At 67.0% G+C, this 21,841-nt stretch carries 13 protein-coding genes and 2 pseudogenes; 13 read left to right on the top strand and 2 right to left on the bottom strand.

The features are described from left to right. Positions 1-2: 2 nt before the first annotated feature. The 13 genes and pseudogenes from R9J51_RS21590 (at position 3) to R9J51_RS21650 (ending at position 17,954) form a co-directional block, all read left to right on the top strand. Positions 3-1,526: an efflux transporter outer membrane subunit gene (locus tag R9J51_RS21590; RefSeq protein ID WP_432788016.1), complete on the top strand. Its 1,524-nt coding sequence runs from the start codon at positions 3-5 to the stop codon at positions 1,524-1,526. A gap of 23 nt (positions 1,527-1,549) precedes the next feature. Beyond that, entirely contained in the window at positions 1,550-2,692 is a 1,143-nt protein-coding gene (locus R9J51_RS21595; protein WP_168557284.1) for an efflux RND transporter periplasmic adaptor subunit, read from the top strand. 30 nt (positions 2,693-2,722) lie between these two features. After that, positions 2,723-4,285 (top strand): DHA2 family efflux MFS transporter permease subunit, encoded by a 1,563-nt coding sequence (locus R9J51_RS21600; RefSeq protein ID WP_179562427.1) that lies wholly within the window; start codon positions 2,723-2,725, stop codon positions 4,283-4,285. 128 nt (positions 4,286-4,413) lie between these two features. Next, complete coding sequence (locus R9J51_RS21605; protein WP_179562425.1) at positions 4,414-5,343, top strand: helix-turn-helix domain-containing protein; 930 nt, start codon at positions 4,414-4,416, stop codon at positions 5,341-5,343. A 171-nt stretch (positions 5,344-5,514) separates the two neighbouring features. Then, positions 5,515-6,588, top strand: a complete 1,074-nt coding sequence (gene add / locus R9J51_RS21610; protein ID WP_179562423.1) for an adenosine deaminase — start codon at positions 5,515-5,517, stop codon at positions 6,586-6,588. Between the two features lie 151 nt (positions 6,589-6,739). Next, positions 6,740-9,321 (top strand): annotated as a pseudogene (locus tag R9J51_RS21615) (TonB-dependent receptor). Positions 9,322-9,421: 100 nt separating this feature from the next. Then, positions 9,422-10,531: an NAD(P)-dependent alcohol dehydrogenase gene (locus R9J51_RS21620; protein WP_179562421.1), complete on the top strand. Its 1,110-nt coding sequence runs from the start codon at positions 9,422-9,424 to the stop codon at positions 10,529-10,531. A 41-nt stretch (positions 10,532-10,572) separates the two neighbouring features. Next, positions 10,573-11,987, top strand: a pseudogene (locus tag R9J51_RS21625) (aldehyde dehydrogenase family protein). 348 nt (positions 11,988-12,335) lie between these two features. Continuing rightward, positions 12,336-13,661, top strand: coding sequence for an arylsulfotransferase family protein (locus R9J51_RS21630; protein ID WP_179562418.1), 1,326 nt, complete (start codon positions 12,336-12,338; stop codon positions 13,659-13,661). Next, on the top strand, positions 13,658-13,906 hold the full coding sequence (locus R9J51_RS21635; RefSeq protein ID WP_218847444.1) for a hypothetical protein: 249 nt from the start codon (positions 13,658-13,660) through the stop codon (positions 13,904-13,906). Before R9J51_RS21630 ends, R9J51_RS21635 begins: the two co-directional genes overlap by 4 nt. Continuing rightward, complete coding sequence (locus R9J51_RS21640; RefSeq protein ID WP_179562414.1) at positions 13,903-14,328, top strand: hypothetical protein; 426 nt, start codon at positions 13,903-13,905, stop codon at positions 14,326-14,328. The genes R9J51_RS21635 and R9J51_RS21640 overlap by 4 nt, the downstream gene beginning before the upstream one ends. Beyond that, the gene (locus tag R9J51_RS21645; protein WP_218847443.1) at positions 14,270-15,373 is read left to right on the top strand and encodes a sulfotransferase; all 1,104 of its coding nucleotides are present in this window, start codon (positions 14,270-14,272) and stop codon (positions 15,371-15,373) included. The genes R9J51_RS21640 and R9J51_RS21645 overlap by 59 nt, the downstream gene beginning before the upstream one ends. A gap of 115 nt (positions 15,374-15,488) precedes the next feature. Continuing rightward, the gene (locus R9J51_RS21650) at positions 15,489-17,954 is read left to right on the top strand and encodes an MHYT domain-containing protein (RefSeq protein ID WP_179562410.1); all 2,466 of its coding nucleotides are present in this window, start codon (positions 15,489-15,491) and stop codon (positions 17,952-17,954) included. 23 nt (positions 17,955-17,977) lie between these two features. On the opposite strand, the gene R9J51_RS21655 is transcribed toward R9J51_RS21650, so the two are convergent. Both R9J51_RS21655 and R9J51_RS21660 read right to left on the bottom strand, forming a co-directional pair. Then, on the bottom strand, positions 17,978-18,805 hold the full coding sequence (locus R9J51_RS21655) for a shikimate dehydrogenase (RefSeq protein ID WP_179562408.1): 828 nt from the start codon (positions 18,803-18,805) through the stop codon (positions 17,978-17,980). A 69-nt stretch (positions 18,806-18,874) separates the two neighbouring features. Continuing rightward, positions 18,875-21,838 (bottom strand): TonB-dependent receptor domain-containing protein, encoded by a 2,964-nt coding sequence (locus tag R9J51_RS21660; RefSeq protein ID WP_432788017.1) that lies wholly within the window; start codon positions 21,836-21,838, stop codon positions 18,875-18,877. Positions 21,839-21,841: the final 3 nt, after the last annotated feature.

Here is a 21,841-nt window from a genome sequence, read left to right on the forward strand (position 1 = left end):
CCATGCAAGTCTTGCCCAAACCGCCGGAATTCCGCCGCCCGGCCGCGTCCGTCATGCCGCTGGCCCATGCGTCGTCCGATGCCTCCCCGCGCATGTCGTTGCGGCCCACGCTCGCTCTGGCCGTGGCCGGGCTGGCCTTGCTGACCGGCGGATGCGCCGTGCCGCCACCGCGCGCGCAACTGGCCACGATGGCCACGCCGGAAAAGCTCGGCGCAAGCCAGAGCCTGGCGCCAGCTTCGGGTGCGAGCGCGGCCAACTGGCCGTCGGATGGCTGGTGGCAGGCCTATGGCGATAGCCAGCTCGACAGCCTGATTGCCGAAGGACTGGCAGGCGCGACCGACTTGCGCGTGGCCCAGGCGCGTTTTGCCAAGGCGCAGGCGGTGGCTGGCGAAAGCCGCAGCGCGTTGCTGCCCAGTCTGACTGCGGGGGCGCAGGGCGGCCTGACACAGCAAAGCAACAACTATCTGTTTCCCCAGGGCATGAGCCCGCGCGGTTGGCCCGATTATGGCCAGGCCTCGCTCAGCTTGTCGTGGGATCTGGATTTCTGGGGCAAGAACCGCGCCGCGCTGGCCGCTGCCAAGTCTGACGCGGCAGCAGCAGGCGCCGAAGCGGCCGCGACGCGGCTGACCGTTTCGGCCGGCATCGCCAGTGCCTATGCCGACCTGGCCAGCCTTTTTGCCCAGCGCGATGCCGCGGTCGATGCCGTGGAGGTGCGCCAGAAGACGCGTGACCTGATGGCTGACCGCCAGCGGCAGGGCCTGGAAAACATGGGCGCGGTGGAGCGCGCGGTGTCTTCGCTGGAAACCGCGCAGGGCGATCTGGCCAGCCTGGACGAAAGCATCGGCCTGGCGCGCAACCGCATCGCCGCGCTGATGGGGGCCGGTCCCGATCGGGGGCTGGCGATTGCCCGCCCGCAGATCGACCTGGCCAAGGCCACGGCTGGACTGCCCGCCAATCTGCCGGCCGAACTCATCGGCCGTCGTCCCGATGTCATCGCCGCCAAGCTGCGCGTGCAATCGAGCGACAGCCGCATCCGCCAGGCGCGCGCGGCTTTCTATCCCAGCGTCAACTTGTCCGCGCTGATCGGCATGCAGGCGCTCGATATCGGCAAGGTGTTCCAGTCCGGATCGGACTATGGCTCGGTCGGCCCGGCGCTCAGCCTGCCGATCCTCGATGGCGGGCGGTTGCGTGCCCAGTATCGCGGGACCGAGGCCGATCACGAAGTGGCCGTGGCGCAATATGATGCGGCGCTTGTCCAGGCGTTGCACGATGTGGCCGATGCCGCCACCAGCCAGCAGGCACTGGGCCAACGCCTGGGCCGCGCCCAAGCCGCGCAGGCTTCGGCCCAGGCCGCCTGGACCGTGGCCAACAACCGCTATCGCGGGGGCCTGGCCACTTATCTCGACGTGCTCAACGCCGAAGATTCCCTGATCGCGGCGCGCAAGACCGTCGCTTCCCTGCAAACCCGTGCCTTTGCCCTCGACGTCGCCATGGTGCGCGCGCTCGGCGGCGGCTTTCGTTCGTGAAAGGATCCCCTCCGATGACCGTGATGACCAAGATCGCCGACGTGGAAACCGGTTTTGACGGCGCCGCCAGCGCGTCGCCCAAGGCGCGCCGCAGCAAGCTGTTCGCGGGGCTGGCCGGCGCCGTGGCCGTGGCCGCCGTCGGCGCCTGGGGTTATGACCATTTCGTCGCCGGCCGCCATGTGGTGACCGACAATGCCTATGTCGGCGCCAATCTGGCGCAAGTGACCCCGCAAGTGAGCGGCCCGGTGGCGCAAGTGCTGGTGGATGATACCCAGGCGGTCAAGCGCGGCGACGTGCTGGTGCGGCTTGACGATACCGATGCGCGGATCGCGGTGGCCCAGGCCGAGGCGCAACTGGCGCAAACCGAACGCAAGGTCCGCGGGCTGATGGCCACGGGCAGCGGGCTGACCGCGCTGATCGCCAGCCGCGCGGCAGACCAGGCGCGCGCCGATGCCCAGCTGGCTTCGGCCCAGGCCGATCTGGAAAAGGCGCGGATCGACCTCGATCGTCGCCAGGCGCTGGTTGCCTCCGGCTCGGTTTCGGGCGAGGAACTGACCAGCGCGCGCAGCGCCTTTGCCAGCGCGCTGGCCAATGTGAAAGCCGCCCAGGCGGCGCGCACCCAGGCCGCCGCCAATCGCATGAGCGCGACCGGCGATCGCGATGCGAACCAGGCGCTTACCGCCAATGCCACGGTCGACACCAATCCCGAAGTGCTCGCCGCGCGGGCCAGCCTGGAGCAGGCCCGCGTCAACCTTGCACGCACCGTGATCCGCGCACCTGTCGATGGCGTGGTGTCCAAGCGGCAGGTGCAGGTGGGGCAGCGCGTCCAGGCCGGGCAGACGCTGATGTCGATCGCGCCGCTCCAGGCGGCCTATGTCGATGCCAATTTCAAGGAAGTGCAGCTGGCCCATGTGCGCCCTGGCCAGCCGGTGACGCTCACGTCTGATCTTTATGGCGACGATGTGACGTTCACAGGCCGCGTCGTGGGCTTTGCCGGGGGCACCGGTTCGGCCTTTGCCGTGGTGCCGGCACAGAATGCCACCGGCAACTGGATCAAGGTGGTGCAGCGCCTGCCGGTGCGCATCGCGCTCGATCCCGCGCAACTGGCGCGCCATCCCTTGCAGGTGGGTCTGTCGATGACGGCCGATATCGCCGTGAAGAACTGAGCGCGGCTTCCTTTCGGAAAGGCATCTGCCATGTCCACATCCGTTGCAATGGCGGGCCGCGCGCTGACGGCGCGCGAGCCGGCCGGGCCGCTCACCGGGGGCAAGCTGCTGCTGGCAGCGCTGGCCATCGGCCTCGGCAATTTCCTGGTGGTGCTCGATACCAGCATCGCCAACGTTTCGGTCTCGACCATTTCCGGCGCCCTGGGCGTTTCCTCCACGCAAGGCACCTGGGTGATCACGTCCTATGCCGTGGCCGAGGCGATCACCGTGCCGCTGACGGGGTGGCTGGCCAAGCGCTTTGGCGCGCAGCGCGTGTTCATTACCTGCTACCTCGCCTTTGCCGCGCTGTCGGTGTTCTGCGGCCTGGCCAACTCGCTGGGCATGCTGGTGCTGGGCCGCGTGCTGCTGGGCATGGTGGGCGGGCCGATCATGCCGCTTTCGCAGCTCCTGCTGCTGCGCGTTTTCCCGCCCGAAAAGGCCACTCAAGGCACCGTGCTGTGGGCCATGACTTCGCTGGTCGGGCCCATCGCCGGGCCGATCCTGGGCGGCGTGATCTGCGACAGCATGACGTGGAACGATATCTTCATCCTGCCCGCGGTGGTTGCGCTGTGCGGGGGCATGCTGGCGTTGTGGCTGCTCAAGGGCCAGCCCGACCCGCGCGAGCCGGCCTCGATCGACAAGGTGGGCTTTGCCTTGCTGGTAGTCTGGGTGGCCGCGTTCCAGATCATGCTGGACGAAGGACGCAACCACGATTGGTTTGCCGCTGCGGAAATCCGCTGGCTGGCGGTGATTGCCGCGATCGGCTTTGCCGCGTTCCTGATCTGGGAATCGACCGAAGAGAATCCGGTGGTCGATCTCAAAGTCTTTCGCCATCGCGGCTTTGCGGCGGCGGCGGTCACGTTCGCGGTGGGGTTCGGCGCATTCTTCGCGGGCATCGTGATCATCCCGCTGTGGCTGCAGCAGAACATGGGCTATACCGCCACCTGGGCCGGCATGGCGACGGGCCTGATGGGCGTGCTGGCGATCGTCAGCTCTCCGATCGTCGGCACGGCGGTCAACCGCTTTGATCCGCGCCTGATCGTTTCGATCGGTCTGGTCGGGTTGGGCGCGATCAGCGTGTGGCGCATGGGCTTCAACCAGGACATCACGTTCTGGCAGATGGCCTGGCCCACGCTGCTCACCGGGCCGTTCATGGTCATGCTGTTCATCCCGGTGACCGGCATCGCCATGGCCAGCGTGGAGCCGCACGAGCAAGCCAGCGCGGCGGGTCTGTCGAACTTCATGCGCACGATGGGCGGGGCGATCGGCACGTCGCTGGTCCAGACCAGCTGGGCAGACTCGGCCCGGTTCAACCAGAGCGAACTGGCCGGCGCCATGGCCAACGGGCAGCAGGCGATCGACAATTTCGTGTCCGGCGGGCTTTCCCACGATGGCGCCACCAGCACATTGACCAGCATCGTGGAAGGGCAAAGCGTGATGCTGGCCACGCTCGATGTCTTTGCCGCCGTGGCGCTATGCTTTGGCGTGGCAGCGGCGCTGATCTGGCTGGCGCCCCGGCCCAAGGGACCGATCGACACCAGCGGCGGGCATTGACCCGCCGCCCCGGTGGCCATGCCCGATCGGGCGCCTGATTGCATTTGTATGTATTGCTGACTAATTCAGAACAGGAGGCACGGCGCCAAGACCGAGTCCGCTGATAGGCTGAGGGTGGATCAAGGCTGATGATCGAGCATTTTTCGACGCGCAACGTGCCTGGAGCCGACAAGCTGCCGTACTGGCGCAGCTTGATGTCGAGCACGTATTCGGGCCTTTCCACCAATCCGCTGACCCCGCACTTCGAAGCCACCGTCTCGCGCTGGCAAATGGGTGGCATCGCCATGACCCGGCCCCGCGCCACCCCGGTTTCGGTAGAGCGCCGCCTGCTCGAAGCCGGGCATGGCGGCGGGCCGCGGCTCAAGCTGCATGTCGTGCGCTCGGGCCAGGGGCGGGCGGTCCACCGCCGGCGCGAGCTGGACGTGCGCGCCGGCGACATGGTGCTCTGTGCCAGTGAAGAGGTCTATCGGTTCGACTTGCGCAGCGAGCATGAACTGGTCGTGGCAGAATTCGATCGCGCCGTGCTGGGCGAGGCGCCGCATTGGCTGGACGATGCGGTGGCCACCTGCATCCCGCGCGAGGCGCCGTCCACCCGCCTGCTGCACGATTTCATGCTGTCGCTGTGGCGCGAGAGCGAGGCAAGCCCCGATGGGCTGCCCGATGAAGGCTATGACGCGGTGTTCTGTTCGCTGCTGCTGGCCAGCCTGCGCCCGACCGACCAGGTGGCCCGGCCCAGCCGCCATGGCCTGCTCGAGCGCGCCCGCGCCATCGTGGCGGCACGCCTTGCCGATCACACGCTTTCGCCTGCCACGATCGCGGCCGACATGGGCGTTTCGCTGCGCCGGCTGCAGGCAGCGGCGGCCGGCCAGGGGGTGACGCTGGGCGGCTATATCAACGAACGCCGCCTGGCGCTCGCCGCGCAGAAGCTGACGCTGGAACCCCAGCGCAGCATTACCCAGATCGCGTTCGACTGCGGGTTTTCCGACAGTTCCTATTTCAGCCGCCGTTTCCAGGAACGCTTTGGCCAGACCCCACGCCAGTATCGCGCGATGCATTGATAGCCGGGTCGTGCCTGGCCCCGCTCTGTTTTTTGCCACGCGCCATTGCGCATTCCATGTTTGACCACAAGGCGCGTGCCACCCGACAAACGCGCGTCGTGACAAGGGCAGTGAGACAGCAAGGGGGTGGCAATGGATCGGCGCGGATTTGCAGCAGGGATGGTGTGCGCGATGGCTACCATCGGGCGGGCAAGGGCAGTGGCGCCGGTCAAGGATGCCGCTCTGGCCAGGTTCATCGCGGGCATGCCCAAGGCGGAATATCACGTCCATCTTGAAGGCACGCTGGAAGCCGAGATGAAATTCGCCCTGGCGCGGCGCAACGGGCTGCAACTGCCCTTTGCCGATGTCGCCGCGATGAAGGCCAGCTACCGCTATCACGACCTGCCGAGCTTTCTGGCGATCTATTATGACGGCATGAAAGTGCTGCTCAAGGAGCAGGACTTCTATGACCTGACTTATGCCTATCTCGCCAAGGCGGCCGCGCAGAACGTAATCTATACCGAGATGTTCTTCGATCCGCAGGAGCATCTCAAGCGCGGCGTGCCGATGGCCGCGGTGATTGGCGGGATCACCCGGGCGCGGCGCGACGCGCGGACCCGGCTTGGCATCCGTTCGCAATTGATCCTGTGCTTTGTGCGCGATCTTTCGGCGCAGAGCGCGATGGAGGCGCTCGATGCCGGCTTGGCCTTCCGCAAGGATCTGGTCGGTGTCGGCCTCGATTCCGATGAAGCAGGCAACCCGCCGGAAAAGTTCCGCGCCCATTTCGCCAAGGCGCGGGCCCATGGCCTGCGGGTGACGGCGCATTGCGATGTCGATCAGGACGACACGCTGGGCCATATCCGCACTGCGCTGCTCGATCTCAAGGTTGATCGCATCGACCATGGCGGCAACATTGTGGAATCGCCCGAACTGGTTGCCTTGGCGCGGCAGCGGGGCATGTTCTTCACGGTGTGCCCCACTTTTTCGGGAACCTTGCGCAAAGGCCTGGCGACACCGGTGGATGTGGTGCGCGCAATGCTCGACGCCGGGTTGAACGTGACGATTTCATCGGATGATCCGGCCTATATGGGCAGCGAATATCTCGACGACGTGTTGGTCCGTGCCGCCGATCGCAGCGCCCTGACGCGAACCGAGATCGTCACCCTGGCGCGCAATGGATTTAGGGCGGCATGGCTGCCCGAGGCCGAAAAGCAGGCCATGCTGGCCAGGCTCGACGCCTATGTGCAGCGGGCGGACCACAACTAGGCGCGATCGCGCCATGCCCATCGCGTTTGTCCGTGCTTTTCGCGCGATCGTGCAAGAAGGCGCGCAGGCAGGCGGGTAGCTCCCACAGCGATAACAAATCGCAAGGGAGTGCAGGATGCTGAAATGTTCCACCCGTTCCAGCCTGTTTGCCATGGCCGCGGCCCTGGGCGCGGCCGCGCCGGGCCTGGCCCAGGCCCAGGACGCCGCGCCGCCGGCCGATGGCGCGCCGGCGCCGCAGCAAGGCGGCATCCAGGAAATCGTCGTTACGGCGCAAAAGCGCGCGCAAAACGTGCAGAACGTGCCGATCGCCATTTCCGCATTCACCGCCGCGTCGCTCAAGGAACGGGCGGTGACCAGCGTTTCGTCGCTTTCGGCGCTGGCGCCCAACGTCAACCTGGATGGCGGGACGCCGTTTTCGGGCTCTTCGGCCGTGCTTTCGGCCACGATCCGCGGCATCGGGTCGGATGACTTTGCCTTCAACATCGATCCCGGCGTGGGGATCTACCTGGATGGCGTCTATCTGGCGCGCACGGTGGGGGCGAACCAGGACCTGCCCGACGTGGAGCGCGTCGAAGTGCTCAAGGGGCCGCAGGGCACGCTGTTTGGCCGCAACACCATCGGCGGGGCGATTTCGATCGTCACGCACGAGCCGGGCAAGGAATTCAAGGGCTCGATCGACGCCACCACCGGCAGCTACAACCTGGTCAAGGTGCGGGGCACGATCGACGTGCCGCTCGCCCAGTCGCTGTTTTCTTCGGTCACGTTCGCTGTCACCAACCGGGAAGGGTTCCTCAAGCGCATTCCCTATCCCGACCAGCGCGCCAGCAATTCCGACACTTTCTATAATTTCAACCAGGCCGACTATGCCAGCTCCAGCCGTGAAGGGGGGGACAACACCGCCTCGCTGCGCGGCAAGCTGAAGTGGGACAATGGCGGCGCGATCACCGCCACGCTGACCGGCGACTGGACTCGCCAGGACACGTCCTCGCAGGCGACCAAGCTGCTGGGCACGGTGAACCTGCCTGGCCCCTTTGCCGGGACGGACAATCTGCCTGGCACCGCGCTGTCGGCCTCGGGCACCACGGGCTTCCTGTTCTCGGGCCTCTACAACTTCTGCATCGGCGCCAATGCGCAGCAGATCGCCGCGCGCAATGCCCAGGCGCTGTGCGGGGCGCGGGGCACGCAATATGGCCGCCGGCTGTCGCCATTGGCAGGCGTGAACGTCGATAGCGATCCCACCAACGATCGCCTGCCCTGGGATTCCCGCTTTGTCTTGTCCGATCCCGATACCAGCTATGCCACCGGGCCCAGCTTCAACAAGCTGACCACCTGGGGCCTGGGCGCCACGGTGCAGGCGCAAGTGAACGACGACCTCACGATCAAGTCGATCACCGCCTATCGCGATACGCGCTGGCGCGCCGGCGTGGACGCGGACGGTTCGCCGCTGTCGTTCCTGGAGCTGTCGTTCCAGCAGAACCAGTGGCAGTTCAGCCAGGAAGTGCAGATCCTGGGCAAGGCACTGGACAAGAAGCTGAACTACGTTTTGGGCGGGTACTATTTCAAGGAACAGGGCACGCTGCACGATTACGTCACGTTTGACGAAGGCCTGGTGCAGGTGGATGGGCCCAACCGCTTCAAGACCGAAAACTATGCCTTCTTCGGCCAGGTGGACTATCGCCCGATCGAGATCCTGGGGATTACCGTGGGTGGGCGCTATACCCATGAAACCAAGCAGTTCGAAGGCGGGCAGCAGGAATTGAACGGCTTCAACTACAAGCTGTTCGGTTGCAGCGATGCCAATGGCAATGTCACGCCGGGCGCACCGTTCCCGCTTGGCCCGGTCAGCTGCCAGACCGGCATTTCCTATCCCAACCCCGCCAATCCGGTGCAGGTCTATACGCCGGGGTGAACCGCAAGACGTTTGACAACTTCTCGCCCAAGGTGGGGGTGCAGCTATATCCGGCCAACCGGATCATGGTCTATGGTTCGTGGTCCAAGGGGTACAAGACCGGCGGCTGGACCACGCGATTGACCAACCCGCAGGGCAACGTTGCCCCCGGCTTTGGCCCGGAAAAGGCCACGACGTGGGAACTGGGCGTGAAATCCACCCTGCTCGATCGCAAGCTGCAGTTGAACCTGGCGGCGTTCACCACCGACTATCAAGGCGTGCAGCTCAACATCCAGATCGGCACCTCGCCCACGATCGCCAATGCCGGGCGCGCGCGGATCAAGGGCGTGGAAGCCGAGATGGTGCTGGCGCCGGTCACCGGCCTGACCATCAATGGCTCGGTCGGCTATATCGATGCCCATTATACCCAGATCGATGCCGCCGCGCTCGTCAACGCCAGCCCGATCCCCGGCATCCAGGCCGGCATCTTCCTGGGCGCGCCGCTGCCCAAGACGGCCAATTGGAAGATCAACGTTTCGCCGCGCTACCAGCTCGACCTGGCCAATGGCGGCAATGTCGTGGCCCTGGCAGACTGGACACACACCACCCCGGTGTGGAACGACATCGCGCGTACCCTCCTGCTGCGCCGCCCCACCAACGACATGGTCAACGCCAGCCTTACCTACAACACGCCGGGCGATCGCTGGTCGCTGACGGTGGGAGGCACCAACCTGACCGACACACGCTATCTGGTGACCGGCGGCCCCAATCTTTCGGCCGGGGCAATCTTTGGCAGCTATAACCGCCCGCGCGAATGGTATCTGCGCGCCGGCTTCAAGTTCTGATCACCCAAGCACCCATCCACCCACTGGCGCCGGGCCGAACCCTCCACCATCCCCCGGCTCGGCGCTTCCTTTGTGTTCGTTCCAGTCAAGGATACTTGCCATGCCCACGCCCGCCCAAGCCGCCGTGTTCCGCCAGCCGGGTGCGCCGCCGGTGATCGAGCCGGTCGTGCTCGACGATCCGCGCGAGGGCGAACTGGTGGTGCGGCTGGTTGGCGTGGGCGTGTGCCATACCGACATGGTGCTGCGCGACGGCCACCTGCCCACGCCCTTTCCCGTGGTGCTGGGCCACGAAGGCGCGGGCGTGGTGGAGCGCGTGGGCGCTGGCGTTACGACGCTGGCACCGGGCGACCATGTCGTGCTCAGCTTCGATTCCTGCGGGCATTGCCCGTCGTGCGACGATCACGCCCCGGCCTATTGCCACGACTGGTTCGCCTATAACTTTGGCGGCAGCCGCACCGATGGCACCACCGCGTTGTCTGCGTCCGACGGCACGGCGATCCACAGCCACGTGTTCGGCCAATCCTCGTTCGCCACCCATGCCCTGGTCCATGCGCGCAATGCGGTGAAAGTGGATGCCGATCTGCCGCTCGAACTACTCGGGCCCTTGGGTTGCGGCATCCAGACCGGGGCGGGCGCCGTGCTCAACGAACTGCGCCCGCGCCCGGGCGCCAGCGTGGCGGTGATCGGCACCGGCGCGGTGGGGCTTTCCGCCATCATGGCCTGCGGCATTGCCGGGGCCGGCGTGGTGGCGGCGGTGGACATCAATCCCGCGCGCATTGCCCTGGCGCAGGAACTGGGCGCCACGCATGGCTTTGACGCGCGCAGCGGCAGCCTGGCCGACCATGCCCGGGCCGCGGGCCTGGCCCAGGGTTTCGATTGCGTGATCGACACGACCGGGCGGCCCGACGTGGTCAACGCCGCCATGCTGGCGCTTGCCCCGCGCGGGCAGATGGCGCTGGTGGGCGCCTACGGCCCCGGCGACATTGCCGCCGATGCCACGTTCCTGATGAGCGGGGGCCGCGTGATCCGCGGCGTGGTGGAAGGCGGCGCCGATCCGCAGGCCTTCATCCCCGAACTGCTGGCCCACTATCGCGCCGGGCGCTTTCCGTTCGATCGCCTGGTGCGCTTTTTCGCGTTCGAAGACATCGCCGATGCCATTGCGCAGGGAGAGGCGGGCCACGTGGTCAAGCCGATCTTGCGCATTGGCTGACGCCTTCCCACAATGGCCCCATAGGCAAAGGAATTTTTGACATGGACAAGCAATTCAGCCTGTTGATCGACGGTCAATTGGTGCCGGGCGCGGCCACGTTCGACGTGATCAACCCCGCCACCGAAGCCGTGCTGACCCAGGCTCCGCGCGCCGACCAGGCCCAGCTGGATGCGGCCGTGGCCGCCGCCAAGCGGGCGTTCCCCGCCTGGGCCGCGCGCAGCCAGGACGATCGCGCCGCGCTGATCGACCAGTTGGCCGACGCGGTGATGGCGCGGATCGAGGAGTTTGCCCAGTTGCTCACCGCCGAGCAGGGCAAGCCGCTCGACCAGGCGCGCAACGAAATCTATGGCACGGTTTTCGTGCTCAAGGCCTTTGCCGGCATGCGCATCACCGACAAGGTCCTGCGCGAAGAGGGCGGCAATACCGTGATCGAGCATCGCACCCCGCTGGGCGTGTGCGCGGCGATCACGCCGTGGAATTTCCCGGTGGTGCTGCTGGCCAACAAGCTGGGCCCGTGCCTTCTGGCGGGCAACACCATGGTGGCCAAGCCCGCGCCGACCACGCCGCTCACCACCCTGCTGCTGGGCGAAGTGATCGCGTCGATCCTGCCGGCTGGGGTCGTCAACATCATCGCCGACGTCAACGATCTGGGCGCTGCGCTTTCCACCCACCCCGATGTGGCCAAGGTGGCGTTCACCGGATCGACCGTCACCGGCAAGAAAGTCATGGCTTCGGCCTCGGGCAGCGTGAAGCGCGTGACGCTGGAACTGGGTGGCAACGACGCGGCCATCGTGCTGGACGACATGCCGGCCAAGCTGGCCGCCGAAAAGGTCTATCAAGGCGCGATGGTCAACGCAGGCCAGGTCTGCGTGGCGATCAAGCGCGCCTATGTCCACGAAACCGTCTATGACGAATTCGTGGAAGAAATCGCCCGCCTGGCCAAGGAAGCCGTGGTGGACGAAGGCACCCGCCAGGGTGTGACGATCGGCCCGGTGCAGAACAAGATGCAGTTCGAAAAGGTATCTGCCCTGCTGGCCGACGCGCGAGAGCGCGGGACGGTGCTGGCCGGCGGCGCGCCGCTCGATCGGCGGGTTACTTCATCGCGCCGACCATCGTGGCAGACCTGGACGACGATGCGCCGCTGGTGCGCGAGGAACAGTTCGGCCCGGTGCTGCCCGTGCTCAAGTTTTCCGACGTGGACGACGTGATCGCGCGCGCCAACGACAGCGACTATGGGCTGGGCGGCACGGTCTGGGGCAAGGACGTGGCCCGCGCGATGGATGTGGCGCGGCGGATCGACACCGGGACGGTGTGGGTCAACCAGCACCTGGCGATCGACCCGACGATACCGTTCCGCGGGGTCAAGCAATCCGGCCTGGGCGGCGAACTGGGTGAGGCGGGCCTGCTGGAATATACCCAGGCGCACATCATCAACGCCGTCAGCTTGCCGGCTTGAAACACGGACAGGGGCGGCGCTGGCGGCCAGGCCGGCGATGCCCCTGCCCAGCGCGGCAAGGCCTCATGAATTTGTAACAAGTTGTATGGCCCGCCGCCGCCACCGCCGCATCAGATCGTCTGGTGGGTTTGATTAATATACTGATCAATATAGAAAAAATGTTCGTTTTCCACCGCGGCTTGGGTGGATCATTTCAGTTCGTCAGCAAACGTTTCGCGTTCGTATCGCGGCGAAATTGGGTGATACAACTGCGGGCTAGACGCTCCGGCCATGAACTCGCCGGTGTTGCCCCCAGACTCCGTCCTGCCTTTGTCCGAGCCGGCGCGTCCCTCGCGGTGGGAACGGCTGATGAACCGTCCGGTGCCGCTCTGGGCGCTGGGACTGGTGGTGGCGCTCGGCGCGCTGGCATTGCTCGGCTTCGGCTTCGTCCTGCTGGCCCCGCGCAAGCATGGTGCCCTGGGCGCGCTGGCGGTGCAGGTGGCGAGCATTCCCGATACCGTGGGGCGGGCGGTGGGCGAACTGCTCCCCTATCGACCGTCGATCGGCCAGCCTTATGAACCGCTGCCCGGTGGGCTGTGGCGCCGGCCGGGATTCGTCGACCCTGGTTATATCCTGGTCACCGTGTTCGACACCGCGCAAGGGCGCTGGGTGGTGCAACTGCTGCGCCTGCGCGATGGGCAGGTGGTGCGCCGCTATGCGCCCGACATCGCCGCGATCCATGCGCAATCGACATTTCACTCTGCCCTGGTGGACCTGGCGCGCGACAAGACCAACCGTCGTTTCATGCCGATGCACCCGCTGCTGATGTCCGATGGCGGGCTGATCGTGCACGATACCTCGCCACTCACGCGCATCGATGCCTGCGGGCGGCCGGAATGGATGATCGACGGGATTTTCCATCATTCGCTGGAGCGGGCGAGCGATGGCACCTTGTGGGCTGCCTATCGCCTCCCACGCACCGCGCGCCCGGGCCTTGGCCCGCAGTTTGCCGACGAAGGCCTCATGCACCTGACGGCACAGGGTAAAGTCCTGGCGCGCATCTCGGTGATCGACCTGCTCGACGCCAACAACCTGGGATATTTGTGGCGTGCGCGTCCCTATTCCGACGATCCGATCCATCTCAACGATATCCAGCCCGTGCCCGGCGATGGCCCTTATTGGCGCAACGGCGATCTGCTGGTCAGTCTGCGCAATCTCTCGCTGCTGTTGCTCTATCGCCCGTCGACCGGGCAGGTGCTGTGGAGCCGGGGCCTGCCCTGGCGGTTCCAGCACGATGTCAGCGTGCTCGATGACCACCGCATCTCGGTGTTCGACAACCACTGGCGCTTTGCCTGGGACCAGCCCGAGCAGGCCGAGCCCGACGGCACCAACCGCATGCTGGTCTACGACTTTGCCACGGGCGCGGTGAGCGCGCCGCTGGCTGCCACGTTCCGCGATCTGAACATCCACACCCGTGCCCAGGGCCGCGCCACGCCGCTGCCGGGGGGCGATACCATGGTGGAGGAAACCGAACTGGGCCGCGTCATGCGCCTCGCCCCCGATGGCAGCGTGCGCTGGAGCTATATCAGCGCGGACGCCGGCCGGAACCGGTTCGAGCTGCGCTGGACCCGTTACATCGATCCCCTTGCCGACAAGATCGGCATCCAAGCCGCGGAGAATGCCCGATGCGAATGACCGTCTTTGCACCCCTGATGTGCCTTTTGGCCGGGACCGCCCCAGCCGCGCTGTTACTGGCAGCCACGGCCGTTCCGGCGCAGGCCTACGTCGGCCCCGGCCTGGGCCTGGGCGCGGCATCCACCGCGCTGGGCGTGGTGGGGGCCATCCTCCTCGGGCTGATGGCTTTCGTGTGGTATCCGGTCAAGCGCTTGCTGCGCATGGTGCGCCGGGCCGGACGCGGCAGCGCGGGACGCAAGCCATGATGGCGGCGGCCACGCTGCTGCTGGCCCTGGCCTTGCTGGCCACGGTCATGCTCGCCCGGCGCTGGGGGGTGCTGGGGCGTTTTGCCGCATTGGGGGCGATCGGGCGTCGATCGGTGCGGATCATGGCGCGGCGCGGGGCGTCGGACTGTTCGAAGGAGCGCGCCGCACGCCTGCTGGCCATGCGGCTGATGGGGCGCTCGCTGGCGGCCGGCGCGGGGCTCGCGCTGGCGGCGGCGCCGCTGGCCGCGGCGCTGGCGCTGGGGCCCTGGCTCGGCCTGCCGACCCTCAATGCCCTGTTCGACCCGCTGGCCCGCACGGCCATTCTTTGCCTTGGAATCAGCCTTGCCCTCATCCGATTTGTCCTTGGCCGCATCGGCCGTGCCCACGGCGGCAGCCGGCGCGGACGCTTATCGCCCGCTTGATCGGCTGCTGCACCGGATTGCCTTGGGCAGCCGCGCCGCGCTGGAATTGAGCTTTGACCTGGAACGCGCCCGGTTCGGCCGCGCTGCCGGGGCACTGGCGTTGCGCCCGCCGGTGTTCGTCACCGCGCTGGCGCGGGCCGGCACTACCGTGCTGATGCAGCGCCTCGAAGCAGCCGATCGCTTTGCCAGCCTGCATTATGCCGACATGCCCTTTCCCTTGGCGCCCAACACCTGGGCCGGGCTGGTGGCGCGCCGGCGCCGGGGCGTGGCCCGCACCCTGCGCGGCCATGGCGACGGACTGGAGCACGATCTCGACAGTGCCGAGGCGATCGAGGAAGTGTTCTGGCGCATGCAGTGCGGGCCCGATTACCTCACCGCCGACGGCTTGGCCGCGCACCAACCCGATGCCCCGACCATGGCCGCGTTCGGCCAGTTCATGGCGCTGGTATGCCTGGCCCGCGCGCGCCACGGGCAGGGCGGGCGCTATCTGTCCAAGAACAATGCCAATGTCCTGCGCTTGCCCAGTCTTGCCGGCATTCCCGGCGCCGTGCTGGTCCATCCGTTCCGCGCGCCGCTCGAACAGGCCGCCAGCCTGCTGGCGCAGCATCGCCGCGCCTGCGCGCTGGCGCAGGCCGATGCGTTTCGCGGGCATTACATGCGCTGGCTGGGCCATCATGAATTCGGGGCGCACCAGCAACCGTTCCTCCTGCCTGGCCAAGCGCCGCCGCAGGGCGATCCCGACAGTCTGGTCTATTGGCTGCGCACGTGGTGCGAGGTCTACCGCCACCTGCTCGACCAGCCGGCGAGCGTGGCGGCGCGGCAATGCTTCGTCGATTACGATCGCCTGGCGCGGGGCGAGGACGCGGTTCGCGCTGCGCTGGCACGGCAGCTGGCCCTGCCGAACGGCTTGCCCGCCACCGACCTGCGCCCGCCAAAGCCCCATGCCCTGGCCCAGCAGGCGGTGCCGCCGGCAGACCTGAGCGCGGCCCACACGCTTCATCAGCGCCTGCAACAACGCGCCCAGGCAACGGTGCCAACGGCTTAGTCCCTGGTCGGGCACCATTGCCGGGGCCAATGCGTTGTGCTTGCCGTGCGCGGCGCATACCGGCTTGCCTGTTGTGGCCCATTGCCCGCGCCTGCGTTCTATGGGAGCAGGGGGCATGACAATGACCGGAACGCACGAGGCCAATCTGGTCATTCTTTCCATTCTGATCGCGGTGTTTGCATCGTTCACGGCGTTGAGCCTGGCCGGGCGGGTGCGTGCCGGGCAGGGCTGGGCGCGGCGGGTGTGGCTGGCAGCGGCATCGGTGGCGCTGGGCGGGGGCATCTGGGCAATGCATTTCGTGGCCATGCTGGCCTTCCGCCTGCCGGGCATGGCGATGCGCTATGATCCGGGCATCACGCTGCTATCGCTGGCGATCGCGATTGCCTTTACCGGCGCCGGCTTTGCCGCGCTCGATCGGCGCAACCAGTCCTTGCCGCGGATCGCGGCGGCGGGTTTGCTGATGGGCCTGGGCGTCGTGGCCATGCATTACCTGGGCATGGCGGCGATGCGCATGGATGGCACCATGCATTATGATCCGCTGTGGCTTGCTTTGTCGGTGGTGATCGCCATCGTTGCAGCCACGGCCGCCCTGTGGTTTGCCGCGCGCGACCAGACGCCGGGCATGCGGCTGGGCGCTGCTGGCCTGATGGGGCTGGCGATTGCCGGGATGCACTACGCCGGCATGCACGCGGCGGTGTTCGTCATGCATCGCCCCCATGGGGCGGGCGCTGCGGAAACCGGCGTGGGCCAGACTTTCCTGGCCGTGTCGATCGGCACGATCACGCTGCTGATCCTCACGATCGCGCTGGGCGCTGCCTGGCTGGAACGGATGTTTCACGGCATCGCCCGGCGCGAGGCGCGCATCGCGCTACGCCTGAAAATTGCCGACGTGCTGCGCGATTACGAAACCGCCGCCGCGCTGCACGAGATTGCCGCGCTCATGGGCGCGCATTTCGCGGTCAATCGCACCGGATTTGGCCAGTTGCTGGCCGACGAGGACATGTTCGACTACGACGTGTGCTGGACAGATGGCACCGTGCCGGCCCTGCTCGGCCGCCTGCCAACCGCCGATTTCGGCGTGGCGGTGGTGGCGGCGCTCAATCGCGGCGAAACCGTGGTGGCGGGCGATCTGCTTGCGCCCGATCCGCGCCTTGATGCGCGCAGCGTGGCCACGGCGCGCCAGGTTGATACCCGCGCGATCCTGGTCGTGCCGTTCCTGCGCGAGGGGCGGCTGCGCACGATCGTCTATCTCAACGATCGGGCGCCGCGTCATTGGCATCCCGACGATATCGCCTTCATGGAGGAAATCGCCGAACGCACCCGCCTGGTGAGCGAGCGGGCGGCCATTGCCCAGCAACTGCAAGAGCTCAACGCCACGCTCGAAGCGCGGGTGGAGGCACGCACCAGCGAGTTGCGCGCTGCGCAGGAAGCCCTGGTGCAGAGCCAGAAAATGGAAGCGATGGGCCAGCTTGTCGCCGGCCTGTCGCACGATTTCAACAACGTGCTTGGCGCGATCCTGGCCTCGTTCGACCTCATCACGCGGCGCAGCGGCGATGCCGCGCGGGTGGAGCGGCTGGCAGGCGAAGGGCGCCAGGCCGCCCAGCGCGCGGCCAACCTGATCGCACAACTGCTGGCCTTTTCGCGCACGCAGCGCCTGTCGACCGGCCCGCTTGATCCGGCACAGGTGATCGAGCGGCTGCGTCCGATGCTGGCGCGCACGCTCGGGCCGCTGATCGCGCTCGAATGCCGGCTCGACCCGCCAGAGGGCGACGACTGGGCCGCGCTGGCCGATCCCACGCAACTGGAAATGGCCCTGCTCAACCTGGCGGTGAACGGGCGCGACGCGATGCCCGCCGGTGGGCAACTGACCATTGCCCTGGCCACCCACGTGGCCGATGCCGACGGAGACCTGGCCGAGGGCACCTATGTCGAAGTGCGCGTCAGCGATACCGGCGCCGGCATGGACGAGGAAACGCTGCGCCGCGCCATGGAGCCGTTCTTCACCACCAAGCCCGTGGGCAAGGGCACCGGGCTGGGCCTGGCGCAGATCTATGGCAGCATGCGCCAGATCGGCGGCGGGGTGCGGATCGAAAGCGCGCCTGGCGAGGGGACCACGGTGCGCCTGTTCCTGCCCCGCACCGCCCGCGTGCCCGAGGACGTGGCCGCGCCGCCGCCGGCCGCGGCGCCGGGCCGGGCGGCGCTGCGCGTCCTGCTGGTTGACGATGATGGCGATCTGCGCCGTGCCCTGGCTGCCGCGCTGGAATGCGAAGGCCACGTGGTTCATGCCAAGGCCGATGGCGGCGCTGCGCTGGCCGCGCTCGATGCAGCGGCGGCGGCTGGCACGCCGCTGGCCGATGTGGCGCTGGTCGATTACGCGATGCCCGGCATGACGGGGGCCGAACTGGCTCGCCATCTGGCGCAGCGGCACCCGGCTTTGCCCATCGTGTTCATGAGCGGCTTTGCCGACGTGGCCGCGATCGAGGCGGTGGCCGGGCCCGACGCGATCCTGCTGCGCAAGCCATTTGCCACCGAGCGGCTGACAGAAGCCCTGGCGCGCGCCCGGGCGGCCCACGCCGCCTAGGGCAAAGGCACGGCGGGCTTCCCTTATCCGAGGCTGCGCTTCATGCGCGCGGCGTCGGGCGTGTGGCCGGTAATGATCTCGAACGCCAGCGCGGCCTGGCCCACCACCATGCCGGTGCCGTTGATGGCGCGGCAACCCTTGCTTCGTGCGACCCGAAGCAGCTCGGTTTCCAGCGGGAAATAGATGATGTCGGCCAGCCAGTGATGCGCCGCCACGGCGCCTGGCGGGATCGGCATGCCAGGTTTGCTGGCCATGCCGATGGGCGTTGCATTGACGATGCCATCGGCCGGCGTGGTATCGAGCGCGGCCAGCGCCGTCACATCGATCTGCGCCGCGGGATAGCGCGGGGCGAGGTCGGCGGCGAGGGCCTGAGCCCGTGGGGCATCGGGATCGACCAGTTCCAGCCGCGCCACGCCAAGCGAGAGCAGCGCATTGGCCACGGCCGATCCCGCGCCCCCCGCACCCAACTGGATCACGTGCCCCAGCGCCGCACCGGGAAGTCCGGCGAGCAGGCTTTCGCGAAAGCCGGGCATGTCGGTGTTGTGCCCGATCAGGCGCCCGTCGCGGATAGCCACCGTGTTGACCGCGCCGGCGGCCAGGGCACTGGGCGCGAGTTCGTCCATCAGCGCCATGATCGCCTGCTTGAACGGATAAGTCACGTTGAAGCCGGCGAAGCCCTGGTCCTTGAGGGTTTCGACCAGGGTTGGCAGGTCTTCGTCAGCCAGGCCTCGCTGCGTGAAATCGAACAGTTCGTACGTCAGCTCCAGGCCCAGTGCTTGCGCCTCCTCTTCATGCAGGCGCGGTGAGCTGGATGCCAGGATGGCGCGACCAAGTAGCCCGGAGCGGATCATCAGTACCTTTGTCTTATCAAAAGGCTCCGGCGCTGCGATTGTGAAGGCGCAGCGCCGGGGCAGGGTGGATCAGAAGCTGACCCGCGCGCCGATATAGAACGAGCGGCCGATCGGGTCATACAGCGCCACGTCGGTGCCGTTCTGCGAACTGGCGACGTAGGGCAGCTTGGCATTGAGCACGTTGGTGATGCCACCGCGCAGTTCGAACATCTTGCCCACCTTCACGTTGCCGAAGACATCGTAGAGGTTGTAGGCCGCCACGCCCACCTGGGCGGCACTGGGCGTCAGCACCGAGGTGGCATCGTTCATCGCGCTCTGGTAGCGCCAGCGCACGCCGATCCCCATGTTGTCCGAGCGGTAGCCCAGGGTGGTGAGCGCCTTCCAGCGTGGCGTGGCGCGCGGCGGAACCGAGCTGGGGCCGGCGGCGCCGTTGCTGATGTTGGTATAGTCCAGCTCTGCCGCGCCGGGCAGCAGTTGCACCTTGTAGGCATGGAGCCAGCCGACCGTGGTGCTGGCGTAGATCTTGCCGGTGTTGCCCAGGAACGGCGCCGGCGTGGCCCAGTTCACTTGCGCTTCAACCCCATCGGTCTTGAGCGAGCCGAGGTTGAGATAAGGCGTGACGACGTTGACCAGCTGGCCGTTGCTGTCACGCTGGATCAGCGCGCAATAGGGGTTGGTGGTGGCATAGGACGGGTTGCTGCCATCGAGGTTGTAGCACTTCGACAGCACGGTCAGGCCAGGCACCGTGGAAATCACGTTCTTGATCGAGATGTTGTAGTAGTCGACCGAGAACGAGAAATCGCCGAACAAGCCACTACCGCGCGGCGCATTGAACACGACGCCGGCGTTGAACGTATCGGCATGTTCGGGGCGCAGCGCCAGGTTGCCCGAAACCAGCTGGCCGGTGGCCGTGGTCGGGAAGGTATAGCTGCCGATCGCAGCCTGCGGCACGCCCTGCGCCACGCAGAGCGCCGCCACTTGCGCGCCATTGGCGCCGGTGCGTGCCGTGGAGCGCGCGTCGCACGGATCGCCCAGCGCGCCCGGCGGCGTGCCGATCACCAGCTGGGTGCCCTGCTGCGGCGAGAACAGTTCGCCGATATTGGGCGCGCGCACCGCGCGTTGATAGCTGCCGCGCAGCATGATCGTGTCGGTCGGGCGCCAGCGGGCATCGGCTTCATAGCTGGTCACCGTGCCGGTGGTCGAATAGTTGGACACGCGCGCCGCCGCGCCGATGCCCAGTTCGCGCATGAACGGCTTGTCGGCCACCAGCGGGATATCGATCTGCCCGGCCAGTTCCTTGACCGAGATACGGCCCGAGGCGGGTTGCGAGGCGGTGATCGCTTCCAGGTTCTGCGCCTGCAGATCGCTGTCGGGACGATAGCTGTAGGTGTTCTTGCGATAGCCGGCGACGAGGGCGATCTGCGCCGGGCCGGCGCCGAGGTCGAACAGCTTGCCGTTGATCTGGCCCTGGAACTGGGTCTGGCCCAGGCGCTCGGTGCTGAACGCATCCTTGGTGATATAGGCCGCGCAAGCGGCCGAAATCGAGCGGGCATTGGCATCGCCGAACGGGTTGAACCCACCCTGGCAGATCGAGGCGCCGCCATCGGCCGCGCTCAGCAGCGTCTGCACGCGGCTTTTGACCACGGCGTTGTGCATCGTCTGGTTGTGCACCGACTGGTCATAGGACCCATAGATGTCGAACGTCCAGCCCGGCGCGATATCGCCCTTCAGGCCGGCAATGTACTGCTGGACGGTATAGTCTTCGTCCCAGCTCTTGTACGGCAGGCCGACATAGCGCCCGTTCCACAGGAAATTGGCAGTGGGATTGGGGCGCGAGGCCAGGATCGTGCGCAGGTCCTGCGGGATGAACGGGTTGGTCACCGGAATGGTGGTGAGCTGGCCGAACTGGGTGAGCGTGCCACCGCTGGCGGTGTGGACGTTGAGGTCCACGAACAGAAACTGGCCATAAAGCGTGAGGTCGGGGGTCAGGTCATAGTCCGCCTTGATGAAGGCGGTCTTGCGCTTGAGCCCGTTCATGAAATCGGTCTGCTGGCCCACCGGCATGCGCACGTTGCCATTGACGATGGCATAGCCGCCGGTGTTGGTCTGGCCCTTGTAGTTGACGGCGCCGGTCTGCACGAACAGCGAGCCATCGTTGTTGAAGCCCAGGTTCAACAACGGGTTGATCGTGCTGGTCACGCCATAGCCGTTGAAGATCGACTGCACGACGGCGGCGTTGGGCGCATTGGTGGCGTTGGGCACGAAGGTGCCGGTGCCGATGTACGACGAGGGCGTCTTGTCGGAAAAGAAGCTGCGCGCGCGGCCGTTGATCGGGTCCTGCTTGGTGTAGCTGAACGCGGCGATGACATGGCCGCGATCCTGGGCAAAGCTGCTGCCGAACGCGATCGAGCCCGAAAACTTGAACGCGTCGCCCTTTTCGCTCAGCGTGTTCTGGACATCGGCTTTGACGCCGTTGAAGCTGCGCAAGGTCTTGAAATTGACCACGCCCGACATGGCGTCCGAGCCATAGACCGCCGATGCGCCACCGGTGATCACGTCAACCCCGCCGATGATCGATTCGGGGATGATGTTGGTATCGACCGTGCCCGAAATGTCGGACAGGGGCAGGCGCTTGCCATCGAGCAGCACCAGGTTGCGGTTGGGGCCCAGGCCATGCAGGTTGACCGAGGCGCGGCCGCCGGTGCCCTGGCCGCCGGTGCCCGAGTTGCCGGAGGCGGTGAAGCCGGGAAACTGGTTGAGCGCGTCTTGCAGGTTGACGTTGCCGCTGGCCTTGATCGCGTCGGTGCTGACCGACACGATCGGGCTGACCGCGGTGTTGTTAGGCCGCTGGATCAGCGAGCCGGTCACCACGATTTCCTTGACGTCAGGCTGCGCCGCTTCTGCGGCCGCCGGCGGTGCATCGGGCGCGGTGGCGGCCTGGGGCGCTGTTTGCGCCAAAGCCGGGGTTGCAAGGGCCACGGCCACGCTCAGCGCAGACGCGGACAGCACAAGACGGGTGCCTTCCAAACGCATGGT

The organism is Novosphingobium rhizosphaerae (assembly GCF_050920675.1).
In the GTDB taxonomy this organism is placed as follows: Bacteria; Pseudomonadota; Alphaproteobacteria; order Sphingomonadales; family Sphingomonadaceae; genus Novosphingobium; species Novosphingobium rhizosphaerae.